The organism is Sphingobium lactosutens DS20, from assembly GCF_000445105.1.
Lineage (GTDB): Bacteria > Pseudomonadota > Alphaproteobacteria > Sphingomonadales > Sphingomonadaceae > Sphingobium > Sphingobium lactosutens.
The window spans coordinates 100,146-115,397 of the sequence record NZ_ATDP01000108.1 but is presented as its reverse complement, the minus strand read 5'-3'; the positions used below and the strand labels follow the sequence as shown (position 1 = coordinate 115,397).

15 protein-coding genes are annotated in these 15,252 nt (G+C 63.4%); 6 read left to right on the top strand and 9 right to left on the bottom strand.

Features of this window, described 5'->3' with window-relative positions; translation table 11 throughout:
* Nucleotides 1-76: 76 nt before the first annotated feature.
* From RLDS_RS52275 to RLDS_RS52265, 3 genes are all read right to left on the bottom strand, one after another.
* Nucleotides 77-976: an NADP-dependent oxidoreductase gene (locus RLDS_RS52275; RefSeq protein WP_021228445.1), complete on the bottom strand. Its 900-nt coding sequence runs from the start codon at nt 974-976 to the stop codon at nt 77-79.
* A gap of 383 nt (nt 977-1,359) precedes the next feature.
* Entirely contained in the window at nt 1,360-2,097 is a 738-nt protein-coding gene (locus tag RLDS_RS52270) for an SDR family NAD(P)-dependent oxidoreductase (protein ID WP_031299130.1), read from the bottom strand.
* Between the two features lie 52 nt (nt 2,098-2,149).
* Nucleotides 2,150-2,998: a pirin family protein gene (locus RLDS_RS52265; protein WP_021228443.1), complete on the bottom strand. Its 849-nt coding sequence runs from the start codon at nt 2,996-2,998 to the stop codon at nt 2,150-2,152.
* A 126-nt stretch (nt 2,999-3,124) separates the two neighbouring features.
* On the opposite strand from RLDS_RS52265, the gene RLDS_RS52260 reads away from it, so the two are divergent.
* Entirely contained in the window at nt 3,125-4,075 is a 951-nt protein-coding gene (locus RLDS_RS52260; RefSeq protein WP_021228442.1) for a LysR substrate-binding domain-containing protein, read from the top strand.
* A 121-nt stretch (nt 4,076-4,196) separates the two neighbouring features.
* On the opposite strand, the gene RLDS_RS52255 is transcribed toward RLDS_RS52260, so the two are convergent.
* A complete protein-coding gene (locus RLDS_RS52255) occupies nt 4,197-4,772 on the bottom strand; it encodes an NADPH-dependent FMN reductase (RefSeq protein ID WP_021228441.1) in 576 nt (191 codons plus the stop codon).
* Nucleotides 4,773-4,956: 184 nt separating this feature from the next.
* Here RLDS_RS52255 and RLDS_RS52250 point away from each other — a divergent pair, with 184 nt between their 5' ends.
* The gene (locus tag RLDS_RS52250; RefSeq protein WP_021228440.1) at nt 4,957-5,340 is read left to right on the top strand and encodes a nuclear transport factor 2 family protein; all 384 of its coding nucleotides are present in this window, start codon (nt 4,957-4,959) and stop codon (nt 5,338-5,340) included.
* Between the two features lie 252 nt (nt 5,341-5,592).
* On the opposite strand, the gene RLDS_RS52245 is transcribed toward RLDS_RS52250, so the two are convergent.
* The gene (locus tag RLDS_RS52245; RefSeq protein ID WP_021228439.1) at nt 5,593-6,231 is read right to left on the bottom strand and encodes a TetR/AcrR family transcriptional regulator; all 639 of its coding nucleotides are present in this window, start codon (nt 6,229-6,231) and stop codon (nt 5,593-5,595) included.
* Nucleotides 6,232-6,347: 116 nt separating this feature from the next.
* Here RLDS_RS52245 and RLDS_RS52240 point away from each other — a divergent pair, with 116 nt between their 5' ends.
* A complete protein-coding gene (locus RLDS_RS52240; RefSeq protein ID WP_021228438.1) occupies nt 6,348-7,043 on the top strand; it encodes an SDR family oxidoreductase in 696 nt (231 codons plus the stop codon).
* A 219-nt stretch (nt 7,044-7,262) separates the two neighbouring features.
* Here RLDS_RS52240 and RLDS_RS52235 read toward each other — a convergent pair whose 3' ends face one another.
* Together RLDS_RS52235 and RLDS_RS52230 are read right to left on the bottom strand one after the other, a co-directional pair.
* Nucleotides 7,263-8,489: an NAD(P)/FAD-dependent oxidoreductase gene (locus RLDS_RS52235; protein ID WP_021228437.1), complete on the bottom strand. Its 1,227-nt coding sequence runs from the start codon at nt 8,487-8,489 to the stop codon at nt 7,263-7,265.
* Nucleotides 8,490-8,523: 34 nt separating this feature from the next.
* On the bottom strand, nt 8,524-8,826 hold the full coding sequence (locus RLDS_RS52230; RefSeq protein WP_408021197.1) for a 2Fe-2S iron-sulfur cluster-binding protein: 303 nt from the start codon (nt 8,824-8,826) through the stop codon (nt 8,524-8,526).
* Nucleotides 8,827-10,048: 1,222 nt separating this feature from the next.
* Here RLDS_RS52230 and RLDS_RS52225 point away from each other — a divergent pair.
* The 3 genes from RLDS_RS52225 (at nt 10,049) to RLDS_RS52215 (ending at nt 12,847) form a co-directional block, all read left to right on the top strand.
* Complete coding sequence (locus RLDS_RS52225; RefSeq protein WP_021228435.1) at nt 10,049-11,224, top strand: Gfo/Idh/MocA family oxidoreductase; 1,176 nt, start codon at nt 10,049-10,051, stop codon at nt 11,222-11,224.
* A gap of 6 nt (nt 11,225-11,230) precedes the next feature.
* Complete coding sequence (locus tag RLDS_RS52220; RefSeq protein WP_021228434.1) at nt 11,231-12,223, top strand: ABC transporter substrate-binding protein; 993 nt, start codon at nt 11,231-11,233, stop codon at nt 12,221-12,223.
* 132 nt (nt 12,224-12,355) lie between these two features.
* Nucleotides 12,356-12,847, top strand: a complete 492-nt coding sequence (locus RLDS_RS52215) for a MarR family winged helix-turn-helix transcriptional regulator (RefSeq protein ID WP_021228433.1) — start codon at nt 12,356-12,358, stop codon at nt 12,845-12,847.
* 153 nt (nt 12,848-13,000) lie between these two features.
* Here the strand turns inward: RLDS_RS52215 and nadC are convergent, their stop codons facing one another.
* Nucleotides 13,001-13,876, bottom strand: a complete 876-nt coding sequence (gene nadC, locus RLDS_RS52210) for a carboxylating nicotinate-nucleotide diphosphorylase (protein WP_021228432.1) — start codon at nt 13,874-13,876, stop codon at nt 13,001-13,003.
* Nucleotides 13,876-15,198: a Rieske 2Fe-2S domain-containing protein gene (locus RLDS_RS52205; protein ID WP_031299122.1), complete on the bottom strand. Its 1,323-nt coding sequence runs from the start codon at nt 15,196-15,198 to the stop codon at nt 13,876-13,878. Before RLDS_RS52205 ends, nadC begins: the two co-directional genes overlap by 1 nt.
* Nucleotides 15,199-15,252 lie beyond the last annotated feature (54 nt).

Here is a 15,252-nt window from a genome sequence, read left to right as displayed (position 1 = left end):
CGGATTTCTTCGCCCGTTCCGAACAACTGCAGGCGGCGTATGGTGTCGATCACGCTCCGCGAAGAGAGCGCCGGGATCAGAAAATCAGGACACGTTTGCCCCGCGTGTGCCCTTGCAGAACAGCGCCAAAGCCTTCGGCTGCCCTGGTGAAGGGGTAAGTCTCGCTGACTTCCCACCTGATCCGGCCGTCTGCGACCCGATCCACGACATATTGGAGATTGGCGGGACTGGGCTTGTGCCCCGTCGCGCGGACCCGTTCCGATGGGGCGGGGATACCCGTGGTGGATGCGATATCCCCGTCCGGCTTCACCGTGGCGAGCGAGGCGTGCGTGGCTTCCTCGGTGCCGGCCAGGATGATCGCCGCGTCGAACGGAGCGGGATGGACCGTCCCGATGCGCTCGGCCAGGCCGGGACCATAAGCGACGGGCGTTGCACCGAGCGTGCGCAGATAGTCGTGGTTGGCCCCCGAATCCGTCGCCACGACCTCGATGCCCTTCTCGCGGGCAAGCTGGACCAGCACGGTGCCGACCCCGCCCGCGCCGCCATGGACCAGCAGCGATCCGATGTCGCCAAGCTCGTCGAGGACCGCCATCGCAGTCTGGGAGGTTCCGGCCAGGCAGCCAGCCACGGCCCAATCGATCGTGGACGGACGCCGGATGAGGTTGCCGACCGGAACGTCGATGATCGTGGCGTGCGTAAAGCCGCCGCCGGAGCCGAGAACCTCGTCGCCAATGGCCCATTGCCCCGCGTCGGCGGGCAGTTCCGTGATGAGGCCCGCGAACTCGGTGCCGAACCTCAAAGGCAGGGGACCGAACCGGATTTCGCCCGTCATCCTGCGCGCATCGATCGGGTTGATGCCAGCCGCCCTGACTTCGATCCGGGCGTGACCCGCCGCCAGGGAAGGAAGCTCCTCTTCGATGATACTGAGGACATCCGATTGACCGTAACGGTTACTGATCAGAATTCTGCTTTTCATAACGTAATGCTCCTGTCCCGGCACAAGGCGACATCGGCCTTGCGTCCCGAGGCGTTACCCTGAAGGTCAGGACAGAACCGAAATGCCCGGTTCTGGCCGTCGCGCTGTCATCCACCGTGAGGTTCGTGCCGGTGTTGGACCCATCAAACTGCGCCAGACCGCTTGACTTCGCACGCAGATGCAAGCGCCTCGGCGTCTTTGGGGCCCTGGGATCCATGTCGCAGCCTCCACAATGGCGCCGGTTTCCGCCAAGATGAGTTCGACCTTCCGGCCTTGACCGCTGTCACCCCGGTCAGCAAACTGACCGATCCGGCGCCCTTTCACCTGGCCATGGCTCAAAAGCTCGAATGGCGACATAAACAGTCTCCGATCTACCAGTCTAGTCACCCAACCCTGTACAGTCCGCCATCCACCGGCAGAGCTTGCCCCGTGATGAAATGCGCATCTTCGCTGGTAAGGAACGCGATGGGCCCCACCAGATCGTTCGGCTCGCTGAACCGCTTGATGGCCTGCTGCCGCCATACCGATTCGGCGAACTCCGGCGGCGCATCCTTCGTTCCGGGAGTCTGGACGATTGTCGGCAGCACGGCATTCGCGGTGATTCCGAACTCCGCGACGTCGTTTGCAAGCCCCCGGACAAAGCCGATGACCCCCATCTTGCTGGCCATGTAATGACTGGTTCCGGGAAGCGGCGTGCCGATCGAACTGGACGAAATATTGACGAAGCGCCCCCAGCCATGCCGGCGCATCAGGGGGACGAGATGGCGCGCGCTGAAGAAATGGGCGTCCAGATTGACCGCGAGGGTCCGTCGCCAGGTCTCGACCGTGAGATCCTCGATTCTCGCCGTCGGATATATTCCGGCGTTGTTGACGACGATGTCGCACCGACCGAAAGTCGCGTCCGCCAAGGCCGCGATCCTCGCCCACTCCTCATCCCGCGAGACGTCGGCTTGCACGGAAGTCGCGGCGGGGCCGATCAGCACCGCCGTCTCGCCGGGATCCTCGCGGTCCACAAGAATGACCTTCGCGTCAAGCTCCGCGAGTTTTATCGCGATCGCCCGGCCGATCCCACGACCTGCTCCAGTAACCAGGGCAACCCTTCCAGAGTGACTCTTGCTCATCTTGATTTCTCCGGTTTGTAGTGCAGGAAGCCCTCCCAGGGCCGGGCTGGATTCAGGTGATCGGCGACAGGCGCCCCATCTCGCCCCTGCGGTAGCGTTCGAAGGCGGCCGTCAACTGCGCCTGATCATTCATGATGAAAGGCCCGTAGATCTCCACCGGCTCGCGCGGATCCGTGCCTGAAAGCAGCAGAAACTGTGCCGGCTCCCGCGCCTTCACATGGAGATCGTCCGCCTCGTCCGCTTGCCCCGCGACCGCCTGAAAGGCTTTCACCTGTCGGACCTGATCGCCGGCGCCGACCTCGATGGCGCCGCTCAGGACATAGACGAGCACATTGCGCCGCGCGGGCACGCGGAAATGCCACGCGCCGCGGGCCGTGACGTCGAACAGGTCGAACGGCTCGGCCGGCTCCACCGGGCTGACCGTCTCGGCGAAACGGCCGGCCAGCACCCTTGTGCGATTGCCGGCCGCGTCCACGACCTCGGGAACGTCCGTCGGGGCGATGGCGAGCATCCGGGGCGGCAGGTCCTTCTTCCGGCGCGGCAGGTTGATGAAAATCTGGACGCCGTGGACCTCCTCGCCGGTCCGCGCGGGAAATTCGTCATGGACCACGCCCGACCCGGCCTGCGTCCACACCATCGCGCCCGGCTCGATCACCAGATCGTGCTGCAGGGAATCGCGATTGCGCAGTCCGCCCGGGGAGTCTTCAAACACATAGGAAACCGCCGAGAATCCGGCATGCGGATGCGGCGCGAAGGTGGGGCCGCTCATCCGGTATTGATCGAAGCCCATCACCGGCGAAGCGAAATCGCCAAGCCCGGCCAGGTCGAGGCGATGCGCCGAGAAATGACCGCCGAGCGTCGCTGGCCCGGCATTCACGACGGGAGAAAGAATCAGGCTCATTCAGGCATCCACCGCTTCCGCCGCTTCGGGTCTTGTCGTGGATAGGATATAAGGAAGCACCACCGGCTTGATAATTCGGCAAAATCGGTAAAGACTGGTGCATATACGCACCAATGGGCTTGCTTCATGGAAGATCTGAACGACCTCGCCTATTTCGCGGCCGTGGTGGAGCATGGCGGTTTCTCGGCGGCGGCGCGCGCGACCGGCATCGAAAAGACCAGGCTCAGCCGCCGCGTCGCCGCGCTGGAGGATCGGCTGGGCGTGCGCCTGCTCCAGCGCAACACGCGGCATGTCGCGGCGACCGAAGCCGGCGAGCGTTTCTTCGTCCAGGCGCAGGCTCTGGTCGAAGGCGCCCGGAGCGCCCTCGACAGCATGGCGGACCTGCGCCGCGAGCCGGCGGGCACCGTGCGGCTCAGTTGCCCGCAGGTGATGGCCCAGAGCTATCTCGCGCCGATCCTGCCGGGCTATCTGGCGACTTATCCCAAAGTCAGTCTGGAACTGGAGGCCAGCGACCGCCTCGTCGATCTGCTGCGGGAGCGCATCGACCTGGCCTTGCGCGCGGGCGCCCGGATCGACGGCGCGGCCGGACTGGTGACCAGGAAACTCGGACAAGCGCGCCGCGTGCTGGTGGCCAGCCCCGGCTATCTGGATGCCGCTGGACGGCCCCGGACGCCGCAGGATCTTGCGCGGATGGATACGTTCAGCAGGCCCGGAGACGTGCATGACGGCCAGGCGCGGTGGGCGCTCGCCGGCCCGTCGGGCCAAGCCGCCGTGATAACGCACACGCCCAGGCTGTCGACCGACGATCTGCGCATGCAGCTCCAGGCGGCCGTCAACGGCATCGGCGTCGCATTGCTGCCGGAGCCTATCGTGTCCGCATCCGTCCGCGGCGGCGTTCTCGAAACGGTGCTGCCGCACTGGTCCGCCGAGACCCACATGATCCATTTGCTCTATCCGACCCCGCGCGGGATGCTGCCGTCGGTCCGCAGCCTGATCGACTATCTGGCGGTGCATTTGCCCGCCTGCATCCAGGAGCGAAGCGTCGAGTTGGAGGATGACCACGAAACGGCGCCATAGCGCGTCGACCGCGGGCGCCGGTTCCGCATGCTTCCCGTGAATCCCGGCGCTTGGGCGAGCAGCGCGCCGACCTCTCTCCCCTTGCTCGCTTATGCAGTTCGAGGCAGGAAACGGTCGTTGGTTATCGGTCGTTTCGACCTTCGCGAAGCGTCCTGGTCCACCAGGCGAGTTCATCGAGCATCGTTTCGGCGCTGCGGGTGAGATATTCATAATCCGAGAAGGTCTTGCCTTCCCTGATGCCGAGCAATTCGGCCAGGCCGATATGCACGGCGTCACGAAGCGGGGCGACCCGAAGCTCCACCAGGATCAGCCGCAATTGCTCGACGGCGCGTGCGCCGCCGACGCCGCCATATCCCACGAAGGCCGCAGGCTTGTGACCCAGCTCCGGGAAAAGATAGTCGATGGCGTTCTTGATCGCGCCTGTCGGCGCGTGATTATACTCGGCGGTGATGAAGATGTACCCGTCCAGTCCCGCCATCCTGGCGCTGAGCCGTTGCGCCACCTCGTGGGTAGCCGGCTGATAGATCGGCGGGGCCGGCTCGTCGTACAGCGGGAGGGGGTAATCACGCAGGTCGACAATCTCGAACTCGAAATCGCTGCGTTGCGACGCCAAGCCATGGATCCAGTCCGCAACCTTGTCGCCGAAGCGTCCTTCACGTGTGGATCCGATCACGATCCCTATCTTCGGCAGGCTCAATTCAGTTCTCCGGCTTCAAATGTCGTCGCGCATGTACATGCGCGACAGGCAGTGATTTGCCAGGACAAGTAACCGAAGGCGCCCGCGCAGGGAAGGGTGAGGGAGCGCGTTGACTTGGGACCTGTTGCAGGATGCGCGCAAGCGGCCGCATATGAGTGGACAGTGATTTTGAGAGGATCCCGCAATGTCTGAACAGGATGTCCGGGAAATTGTGGCCCGGCTCGAAACGGTGCGCATGGACGCCCTCCTCCGCGGCGATGTCGCCACGTTGGACGATATCACGAGCGACCGCTACATCCACATCGAGAGCACTGGCCGGCGGCGAAGCAAGGCCGAATTCCTGGACGGTCTCGCCCGTGCCGAGTTCCGCTTCGAAAGCTTCGATATCGAAGAGAACAGGATAATCGCCCGGCCCGAATTTGCTTATGCGGTGGGCAGTTACAGAAACAGGATCCGGACGCGGGAAGGCCTCAATCCGGTGAAGCACGCACGTCATGTGCGGATCTACGAGAAGGAGAACGGCGTCTGGCGGAATGTCTTCCATCAGGCCACGGAGTCCACGACATAGCCACGACGACCGAGCCCGGCAATGCGCCCGGCTCGGCCGTCACCGGCATCAGTCAGGCAAGGACGGACGGGATACAAGGTGCGGTGCCGATGCCGGCCGATTTCCCGCCAGACCAGGAGCATGGAATATGCGCTCGATGGCATGGACAGCGGGCCGGCCGCTTGGAAGCGCGCCAGCCCGCCGCCGCCAGTCGTCCCGATGACGATCGGAGACCTCTTGACAAGCGGGCGGCACGGAAGCCCGAGGCGTCCCTCAAAGCGCCCGATCGGGCGCGAACCAGGACGGGTACATCGCCTCGATGGCGGCCAGCAGCATCCGTTCGTCGCGAGGCCCGGGAAGATGCAGCCAGGCCTCGACGGCGCCGGCGGCGCCATGGGCGAGCTGGGCCGCATAGAGCGCGGCGGCTTCCGGTCCCGGCATCGGCGGGTTCACGAAGCCTTCGCGAAATATGGTCAGCATGGATTGCTCGATATGCTCGGCGAGCACCACGCGCAGGGCAAACCTGGCCGAGGCGCGACCGACGCCGCCGTAGACATCCTCATGCCTGAGGACATGCGCCAGAATTGCGTGCAGCGTGCTGCGGGTCAGGTCGCGCAGCAGGAGGCCGTCGCGTTCGAGCTGGTCCATCCCGCGCCGCCGCACCATATCCAGCTCGCAGGAGAGGACGCGGGTCAGCAGTTCCACGGGCGTGCGGGCATGTTCGTAAAAAGTGCTGCGATTGATGCCCGCGCGGCGCGTTAGCTCCGAAACCGACACACTCGTGATGTCCCGCTCGGCCGCCAGCGAAAGCACCGCGGCGGCGAGCCGGGCACGGGTGCGCTCTATCCGCGCATCCTCGGCTTCAGCGCCGTCGCCAAAGCCCTTGTCCGCCGCTCGTGAATGCACCGTCATCTGCCGCCCCTATCAGGGCTGGTTAATCCAACACCTGTCGGTTATCATGCTAGGAGAGCGGCGCTTCGGTCGTCAAGCCGGACCGGCGGCGGCATTGGATGGAGGACGGAAAACAGATGAAAGACCTCACGGCATTGGTGCTGGGCGGCACCGGCGACGTTGGCGAAGGGATCGTCCGCAGCTTTCTGAAGCACGGCGCAACCGTTATCGTGCCTTCGCGCAGCCAGGTGAAAGGCGACGCCCTGCGCGACTATGTGGGCGACATCGAGACGGGCACGCTGAAAACCGTCGATGGCCTTTTCGACACGCCGGCCGAGGCGGAGGCGCTGCGTGACAGGATCGCCGCACTGTCCAGCCGCATCGACCTGATCGTCGCGGCGCTGGGCGGCTGGTCGCAGGGCTTTGCCATCACCGATCTCGGCTTCGACCAGTGGGAACGGATCCTCCGCAACAACCTCACGACTCACTTCCTTGCGATGAAGACTTTCGTACCCCTGCTGGCCTCGGGGAGCGGCACCTATGTCCATATCAACGGGCAGAGCGCCGAAGGCCCGCATCCCGGCGCCGGGCCGGTGGCCGCCATGTCGGCCGCGCAGAGATCGCTGACGCTGACGCTCGCCGAGGAACTTCGTCCGTCCGGGCTGAAGGTGCACGAGCTGCTGATGCCTCCCATCAACACCCGAAGGCGCATCAGTCACCACCACGACCGCCCCGAATGGCCGAGCGCGGAGGACATCGGCGACTATGTCGCCACGCTGATCGACCGGAACGACGACGTGGTCACCCACTGGATCGAGCCGAAGAAGATTTAGCCGCCGACCATCGCGTTCTCGCGGGCGCAAGGCAGTCGCCTACAGTGCCAAGGGTTTGCCGAGGCGTTCGAGATAGGCGGAAGTCGCTGCCGCCACTTTTCCTACGGTGCCGGTGCGGGGGTGGACATCAGCTGCCGGCACCAGGTCGCTTGAATACGAAAGGCGCTGTCACGGCAATGAGAGCGACAAAGGACAACGACCTTGCGTCCAATCTGTGGCTCAGGCAGGCAGCAGCGACTTCAGCGGTGCAGTTGCATCCGCCAGTTGCTCTGCTGCGATCTGCAGGCGGCCGGCCACCAGCGCCTTGCCCTGGACGTAATCCTTGGTGGCGTTAACGCAGTCGAGCGCGATCACCCTGCCCTGCCTCAGGTACACTACGGAAAAGCTGCGCGCGCGGGGATCGCCTCGCAGAACTTCCTCGTCATGCCCGATGGACAGCCCGATCGTCTGCAGGCGAAGATTGTACTGGTTGGACCAGAACCACGGCACCGAGTGATAGGCTTCAGGGGCCCCGGTGATCGCCTTGGCGACAATCGTCGCCATGTCGTTTGCATTCTGAACCGACTCGAGCCGGATCTGCAGGCCTTCCGCGAAGGGGTTCGCATGGAGGGCGCAATCCCCTATAGCGAAGACGTGCGGCAGCGATGTCCGGCAATGCTCGTCCACGGCAACGCCGTTGCCTCCTCTGGCGCCGGCAGCAAGCAACGGCTCGACCGCAGGCACGATCCCGATGCCGACAATGACCATCTCTGCGGGAAGCACAGTTCCATCGCCGAGGCGCACGCCGGTAACACGGCTATCCCCCTCGATGCATTCGACCGCAACTCCGAGCCTGAGGTCGACGCTATGCGCGCGGTGTTCGGCCTCGTAGAAGCGGGAGAGGGCGACACCTGCGACACGGGCAAGAACACGCTCCTGCGCCTCTAACACTGTGACCGACTTACCAAGCTTGCTGAGCACCGCAGCTGCTTCCAGACCGATGTAGCCGCCCCCGATGACCACCACGCGAGTCGTATCGTCCAGCTCACCCATCATCCTGTCAACGTCGGCGCGGGTGCGCACCGAATGGACTCCCGTCAGTGAATGGCCGGTGCATGACAGCTTCCGCGGATGGCCACCCGCCGCCCAGACGAGCTCCCCATAACCGATGGTTCCGCCATCCTCCAGCTGAACAGTCCTCGCCTCCGGATCGACCGCGACGACCTTCCCGCCCATTGCCATTTCGACGCGGTGGTCGGCCCAGAAGTCTGCGGGCCGGATGAGAATGCGCTCGAAAGCCTTCTCGCCTGACAGATAGTCCTTCGACAGCGGAGGCCGTTCATACGGAATCTCGGATTCTTCGCCGATCATCAGGATCGAACCTTCGAACTTGCGTTGACGCAGTGCGGCGGCCGCCTGTGCACCGCCATGCCCTGCCCCTACGATCACAATGTCCGCCCGCTTCATCCTGCCCTACTCCCGTACTGACAGCGTATTGGCCTTAATCTTCCGGCGCGATCGTGACCCGCAGCCCGTCCAGTGCCTTACTCAACACGATCTGGCACGACAGGCGCGAATTGGGCCTGCGATGATCAGACGAGTCCAGCATGTCGGCCTCATCCTCGCCAATCGGCGGCACCTTGTCCGCAAAAGCCTCATCCAAATATACGTGGCAGGTCGCGCAGGAGCAGCAACCACCGCACAGCGCCATCAATTCATCGAAGCCGGAATCCCGGATCGCTTCCATTAGCGTGCCTTGGGCTGCCAGCGCGGCAGTCTGGCTGTCGCCTTCTCTCGTCGTGATGAAGATATTCAAGTTACGCCTTGCCTATGGGATCAACTGCCCGGAGGCCCCCGGCATCAGGTGATCGATTGAAACATTGAACGGAACCCACGGGAGCCGCTCAGGGATCTTCCTATGAGGAAGGGCCTGTCCGTTTCCAATACTTCTATATAGAAGTAACTAATTGTCAATGCCCGTATGCCGACGACATTTCGCCCAGCGGACAACCGTGGATCTCATGCACGTGACCTGCGGGGGCAGGTCAGATACCCGCCGCAAAGCTGCTCGCACTGCTCGGTATGCAGCCGGCGAGCGATCTCGAGCCTCAGTCGGATCCGCCACCAACATCCTGTGAAGCCAGAAAACGCTGGCATTAGCGATCGATGGCTTTCTCGTCGGTGCCGTTCACGCATCACCCGGACAGAAAGATTCCCTTCAGCACCCGTGCACTCACCGGATCGACGTCATCAAACAGCGTCGGCTTGTATAAGTCGCCGTCGTCGAGCCGTTCCCGACAACCGCCGCCGACAGGAAGTGCGATTTGGCATCAAAATCTTTTCAACGATATTCTTTCTGGGACGGGCCTCCGCGCGGCTCGGCGGCCGACTATGGCAGAGGACGCGAACGAGCTACTAGGGCTTGACCGGCTGTAATGCGTTCCCCCCCCCCGTTCGGTCGCAATGGGTTCAATGCGCACTAGCTCTGGCAGCGTTGTTCGCCCGGGAGCCGACGGACTGCAACCTCCCAGCACAGTGATGCTCTGCAGTGGACATTCGCAGCCATCGCCCACGATCGAAGACGTGCGCTGCAACATTTCGCTCTCCTCCGCAGGAGCAGGCCCTAAAGCTTCGACGGCACAAACGGAACCTCCTTGCTATTCCAAGACATCTCGCCCCCTGTTCTGGCAAAGCACGCCGGAAGCAGACCCTCAATGTCCAGGCGACAGGATTGTCGATGCTCTTGGATAGGTTGCTTTTTCAAATGCACGCCCTAGCACTGCGCGGCTCAATGTCGACGGACCAGCCACCCTCAGCAGATTGGTGGAAACCAAATGCTCGTTTCCGATTCCAGACCGCCCCATCCCGATCTGCAGGGCATAATACTGGATATCCACGGTCGGTAGACGGGGGAGCTCGGTACGCTGGAAAACCGGGCGAGCCGGACAAGACGATAACAGCTTGCAAATGCTTCTATATCGAAGTACCAATCCGCCATTCATATTGATGTGAACGGAAGGTTCTGGATGACGGCACTGCAGCTGGGGGTGATCGGGCTTGGCCGCGGCTTTATGCTGACTTTGCCCGCCCTGCTCCGGCATCCCCGAATCGAACTGGCCGGCGCCTTCGATCTTCGCCCGGGGGCGCTAACCCGCTTCTCCGAGGAATTTGGCCGCCCGGGCTATGCCGAGATGAATACGCTCCTTGCCAATCCCAACATCGATGCGGTGTACATAGCTACCCCTCACGAATATCATGCAACCCAGACGATCGCGGCCCTGCGGGCCGGCAAGCATGTCCTGGTCGAGAAGCCAATGGCGACCACGGTTGCGGATTGCGCGGCGATGGCTGCAGCCGCGCGGGACAGCGGGCGGGTGCTCGTCGTCGGCCCGAGCCACGGCTTCGACGAGCAGGTCCGGCGTGGCGCAGAACTCGTGGCATCCGGCTGCTTCGGCTCCGTCCGGCTTGTAACGGCGCTCAACTTCACAGATTTCATGTTCCGGCCACGGCGCGCGGAAGAACTGGACAGCAGCCGCGGCGGCGGGGTCGTCTATAGCCAGGCTGCGCACCAGATCGACGTCGTACGGCGGCTCGTGGGCCAACCTGTCGCCAGCGTGCGAGCAATGGCGGCGAATTGGGACGCAACCAGACCGAGCGAAGGAGCATATACCGCGCTGCTGAGCTTCGCGGGCGGGGCCACGGCGACCCTGACGTACAGCGGCTATGCCCACTATGATACCGATGAACTCGTAGGCTGGGTTTCCGAGCTCGGCCAGCCGAAGGACCCCGCCCGTTACGGCGAGGCGCGGCGCCTGCTCGCGACACTCAGCGCGGGCGACGAGCAACGGGCCAAGCTCGCCCGCACTTTCGGCGCGGGCGGCACCCTGCCGAACGCCGCCCCGCATCACGAGCACTTCGGCTTCATTCTCGTCAGCTGCGAACGGGCCGACCTCAAGCTGCTGCCGACCGGCATCGAAGTCTATGGCGATGTCACGCGCGAGTTCATTCCCATCGACCCGCCCGAAGTTCCCCGCGCTGCGGTGATCGAGGAGTTTGCGGACGCGGTACTCGACAGCCGCCCTCCCATTCACGACGGCGAGTGGGGCCTCGACACGATGGCCTGCTGCACCGCCCTGCTTCAATCCAGCCGGCTGGCGGCCGACGTCGACCCGCGCCCCCTTACGATAGCTTCTGGAGAGTAATACACGATGACACGACTGAACCTTTCGTTGGCCTGCTGGGGATATGACCGGACAGAGGCCATTCAGACCGGGCGGGTGGTGCCGGACGGCATCGATTTGAATTTCCAGGTGCTCGATGTGGAGGAAACCTTCTTCCGCATGCTTCGCAACAAGGAGTTCGACGTCGCCGAGCTCTCGATGTCCTCCTACTGCGTCACCCTTGGACGCGACAATCCGGCCTTTGTCGCCATTCCGGTGTTCCCGTCCCGCTTCTTCCGCCACTCGTGCATCTTCGTCTCCGCCAAAAGTGGGATCGAAAAGCCCACGGACCTTGTAGGCAAGCGGATTGGCGTGCCCGAGTACCAGATGACGGCGCCCGTATGGATCCGGGGCATCCTCCAGGACGAGTACGGCATCGACCCATCCTCCGTTACCTATGTGACCGGCGGCGAGGAAGAACCCGGCCGCGAGGAGAAGCTGAAGCTCAACCTCCCGGACAAGTTCAGGGTGGAACCGATCGGTCCCACCCAGACACTGACCCGAATGCTGGCCGATGGCGAGATCGACGCTCTGCATACGGCCCGGGCACCATCAACCTTTTATAGCGAGCCCGGCAAGGTACGGCGGCTGTTTCCTGACTTCGTCGATGTGGAGAAGGCCTATTTCGCCAAGACGGGCATCTTTCCCATCATGCACGTCGTGGCAATTCGCCGCGAAATCTACGAGAAGCATCGCTGGATTGCGCAGTCACTTTACAAGGCCTTCGTCGAAGCGCAGAAGCTCACATACGAGCAACTACGTGTGTCCGCCTCGCTCAAGACGATGCTGCCATGGCAGATCGCCATGGTAGAGGACACCATCGCAACGCTCGGTGACGAATGGTGGCCCTACGGCATTGAGAAGAACCGCAAGGTGCTGGAAACCTTCACGCGCTATCACCACGAACAGGGTCTCTCACCCCGTCGCCTGACGGTCGAGGAGATGTTCGCGCCCGAGACGTTTGCCGAATTCCGCATCTGACCGAGACGCCCGGGATCCGCCGAAGCGCGTCACCTGCGGCGAATCCCGGGCGTTGCACTCGTTGGACACGGGCGGCTTGCCGAGGCGGCTTCATGATGGCATTGACGACCGCCGAACGCGATGGAGGGCCGGATGTCCGCACTTACCCCGCAGCTGGATCCAGAAGAGAGCCTCGGTTATCAGGTGCGCCGTTGCCATCGACGGTTCGACAGGCTGCTCAACGCCTATCTTTCCCGGCATGGGCTGAAATCGGGCTTCTGGTATTATCTGCGCGTACTCTGGCTTGGCGAAGGGGTGACGCAAAAGTATCTCAGCGACATGACCAACGTAGCCGAGAACACAACCGTTACCATGATCAACGGCATGGTGGCGCAAGGGCTCGTGGAGCGGACGCGCGACGCCAGTGATCGGCGCAAGCTGCGCATCTTCCTGACCGACCGAGCCCGCGCCCTCGAACAGGAGATGATGCAGTACGCAATAGACATCAATCAGGTGGCGCTGGCTGGCATCGATCCTCAAGAGGTCGAGATCTGCGCGTCAGTGCTGCGGCGGATGTCCGCCAACCTTAAAGCGGAACTGGAATCCTTACCTGAACAGGTTGCCGCGGCCGGGGACCCCGCCTGATAATTCAAAGGCTGGGCCTCGCTGTAGACGCCGGCCCGGCGCCTGCCGGCCGGTCGCCATCCCGATCAGACCCGTACCTCCCGAGGCAGCCCCTGCCCGCTTCTGCAGGAAGTGCTATCTACGGGACGGACGACCATACTGCGCAGACGTTCGTCAGTCTGAAGCCGGTGTATAGTCCAGGCCGATGTCCGCGGCCGGCGCACTCTGCGTGATGCGCCCGACGGACACGAAGTCCACGCCGGTCTCGGCGATCGCACGGATGGTGTCCAGTCGGACGCCGCCCGATGCTTCGATCGGCACCCTACCGTCCACTAGCGCGACCGCTTGGCGCAGCGTCATAGGCGACATGTTGTCACACAGCAGACGATCGGCGCCCGCACGGAGTGCCGGCTCGATCTGCTCGATCAGATCCACTTCGACCTGGACCTCCAGCCCCGACTGCTTGGCGGATCGCACCGCTTGCTCCACGCTGCCGCAGAGCGCCAGATGATTGTCCTTGATCAGAATACCGTCATCCAGCCGCATGCGATGGTTGGTCGCCCCGCCCATGCGCGCCGCATACTTCTCGATCACGCGCAGGCCGGGAACGGTCTTGCGCGTATCGAGCAGCGTGCAGCCGGTTCCTGCGACCGCATCGGCGTACTGGCGCGTCAGCGTGGCGATGCCGCTGAGATGCTGGAGCGTGTTGAGCGCCGAGCGTTCAGCGGCGAGCATGGCGCGGGCATTGCCTTCAAGACGCATGATCGGTTGATCGGGCTGCACCCGCGCCCCGTCTTCCACCAACCTCTCGACGCGCACCTGCGGGTCCAGGGCCATGAAGAAGGCGACCGCCAGATCCACACCCGCAAGAACGATGTCCTGTCGGCTGCGGATCTGCGCGGAAAGACGAACGTCGGCGCCGATAGTGGACGAGGTTGTGACGTCACCCCCGATTCCGAGATCCTCCGCGAGCACCCTCGCCACGAAGTCATCCAGTCCTTTGCGATAGAGTCCGGCAGTCGGCGGCAGTGCCTCCAGTGTGTCGATCATCAGGAAACGATCTCCTCGAGATCGGTGCGGGACTTCTGATCCGCGCCGATGGCCATTTCCTCTTCCGACACATTGAGCAGGCGCCAGTCCGTACCCTTGGGTACGATGCCCTCAAACGACATCAGCTTCGCATGTGGAATGCCCGTACCGGCACCAAGCGCCGGTTCGCCCCTGGCCACTGCCTGGGCGGCACGGTACATCTGCGTGCGGAAGGCGAAGATTGCCTTATCGCTCGATCCCAGGCGGTCATCGCCACGATCGGCGATCTTGCCCATCGACTCCCACATCGCCATGTCCTGGGTGGGGATGCCGTAGATACCGGTGAAGTCGCCCGCCTTCATCGCCTCGCGATCCTGGAGATAGTTGTTCTCCAGCGTACGGATCTTCCTGAAGGTGATCGGCTCCACATCCTTGCCGATTTCAGCGCCGCAGAACTTGCGCCATGCATCCTGCGAGATACCCTTGGTCGGGTGCCAGGCGATCCAGTAGAACATCGTATTCTCGTCGTCGATCGGAACCAGCATCTGGCTGAGGTGGTACTGGTCGTTCGAAGGAATGTGGACTGTGAACGGCGCCACGAACAGCGTCATTCGGATGTAGTCGGTCGTGTCCTCGTTCACGATCGGCTTGCGGATGGCCACATAGCGGAAGCCGAAGGGGGTCTTCTGAACCTCCAGTCGCGGTGCCTTGTCCGCCGACGGACGCAGCCAGGCTGTGTCGGTGGCCGTGGAGCCGCTTACCCCGGTGGCGGTAGGCATGTTCGACGAGTGCAGGCTGGAGCTGTGCGCGGAGTCGATGGACCCTTCTAGAACCTGCGCCCAGTTGCAAGACCCGTGCATCTTGACGATGCTGATCTTCCTGTCTGGCGCCGTCGCCCAGTTCGGTGCATCGAATGGCGCAACCTGATCGGGATCGCCCATCCATACCCACACGAATCCGCCAGCTTCCCGCACCGGATAGGCCTTGGTCTTCATGGTCGACCGGAGCTTGGCATCGACCGGCTCGGACGACATGTCGACGGCATTGCCATCCACGTCGAATTTCCAGCCGTGATAGAGGCAGCGCAGTCCGCACTCCTCATTACGGCCGAACGCCAGCGAGGCGCGACGGTGAGGGCACTTCTCGTCGAGCGCGCCTACCCGCCCCTCTGTGTCGCGGAATATCACCATATCTTCACCAAGCAGGCGCACGCGCAACGGCGTTCCGTCACGCTCGGCCACTTCCTCGATCATACACGCTGGCATCCAGTGCTGGCGCATCAACTCGCCCATCGGCGCTGCGCCCTCAACACGACACAAAAGATCATTCTGTTCAGGGGTCATGGAACAACGGTTCCTTATCTTATGTCGCAGTCGGCGTGTAACCCCGCGACTCGC

What these genes read in the sequence shown, in the direction of transcription:
- RLDS_RS52245 (WP_021228439.1), bottom strand. Translation starts at nt 6,231, where the DNA reads ATGACGGTGCATTCACGAGCGGCGGACAAGGGCTTTGGCGACGGCGCT.
- RLDS_RS52205 (WP_031299122.1), bottom strand. Translation starts at nt 15,198, where the DNA reads ATGACCCCTGAACAGAATGATCTTTTGTGTCGTGTTGAGGGCGCAGCG.
- RLDS_RS52250 (WP_021228440.1), top strand. Translation starts at nt 4,957, where the DNA reads ATGTCTGAACAGGATGTCCGGGAAATTGTGGCCCGGCTCGAAACGGTG.
- RLDS_RS52275 (WP_021228445.1), bottom strand. Translation starts at nt 976, where the DNA reads ATGAAAAGCAGAATTCTGATCAGTAACCGTTACGGTCAATCGGATGTC.
- RLDS_RS52235 (WP_021228437.1), bottom strand. Translation starts at nt 8,489, where the DNA reads ATGAAGCGGGCGGACATTGTGATCGTAGGGGCAGGGCATGGCGGTGCA.
- RLDS_RS52215 (WP_021228433.1), top strand. Translation starts at nt 12,356, where the DNA reads ATGTCCGCACTTACCCCGCAGCTGGATCCAGAAGAGAGCCTCGGTTAT.
- RLDS_RS52240 (WP_021228438.1), top strand. Translation starts at nt 6,348, where the DNA reads ATGAAAGACCTCACGGCATTGGTGCTGGGCGGCACCGGCGACGTTGGC.
- RLDS_RS52270 (WP_031299130.1), bottom strand. Translation starts at nt 2,097, where the DNA reads ATGAGCAAGAGTCACTCTGGAAGGGTTGCCCTGGTTACTGGAGCAGGT.
- RLDS_RS52220 (WP_021228434.1), top strand. Translation starts at nt 11,231, where the DNA reads ATGACACGACTGAACCTTTCGTTGGCCTGCTGGGGATATGACCGGACA.
- RLDS_RS52225 (WP_021228435.1), top strand. Translation starts at nt 10,049, where the DNA reads ATGACGGCACTGCAGCTGGGGGTGATCGGGCTTGGCCGCGGCTTTATG.
- RLDS_RS52265 (WP_021228443.1), bottom strand. Translation starts at nt 2,998, where the DNA reads ATGAGCCTGATTCTTTCTCCCGTCGTGAATGCCGGGCCAGCGACGCTC.
- RLDS_RS52260 (WP_021228442.1), top strand. Translation starts at nt 3,125, where the DNA reads ATGGAAGATCTGAACGACCTCGCCTATTTCGCGGCCGTGGTGGAGCAT.
- nadC (WP_021228432.1), bottom strand. Translation starts at nt 13,876, where the DNA reads ATGATCGACACACTGGAGGCACTGCCGCCGACTGCCGGACTCTATCGC.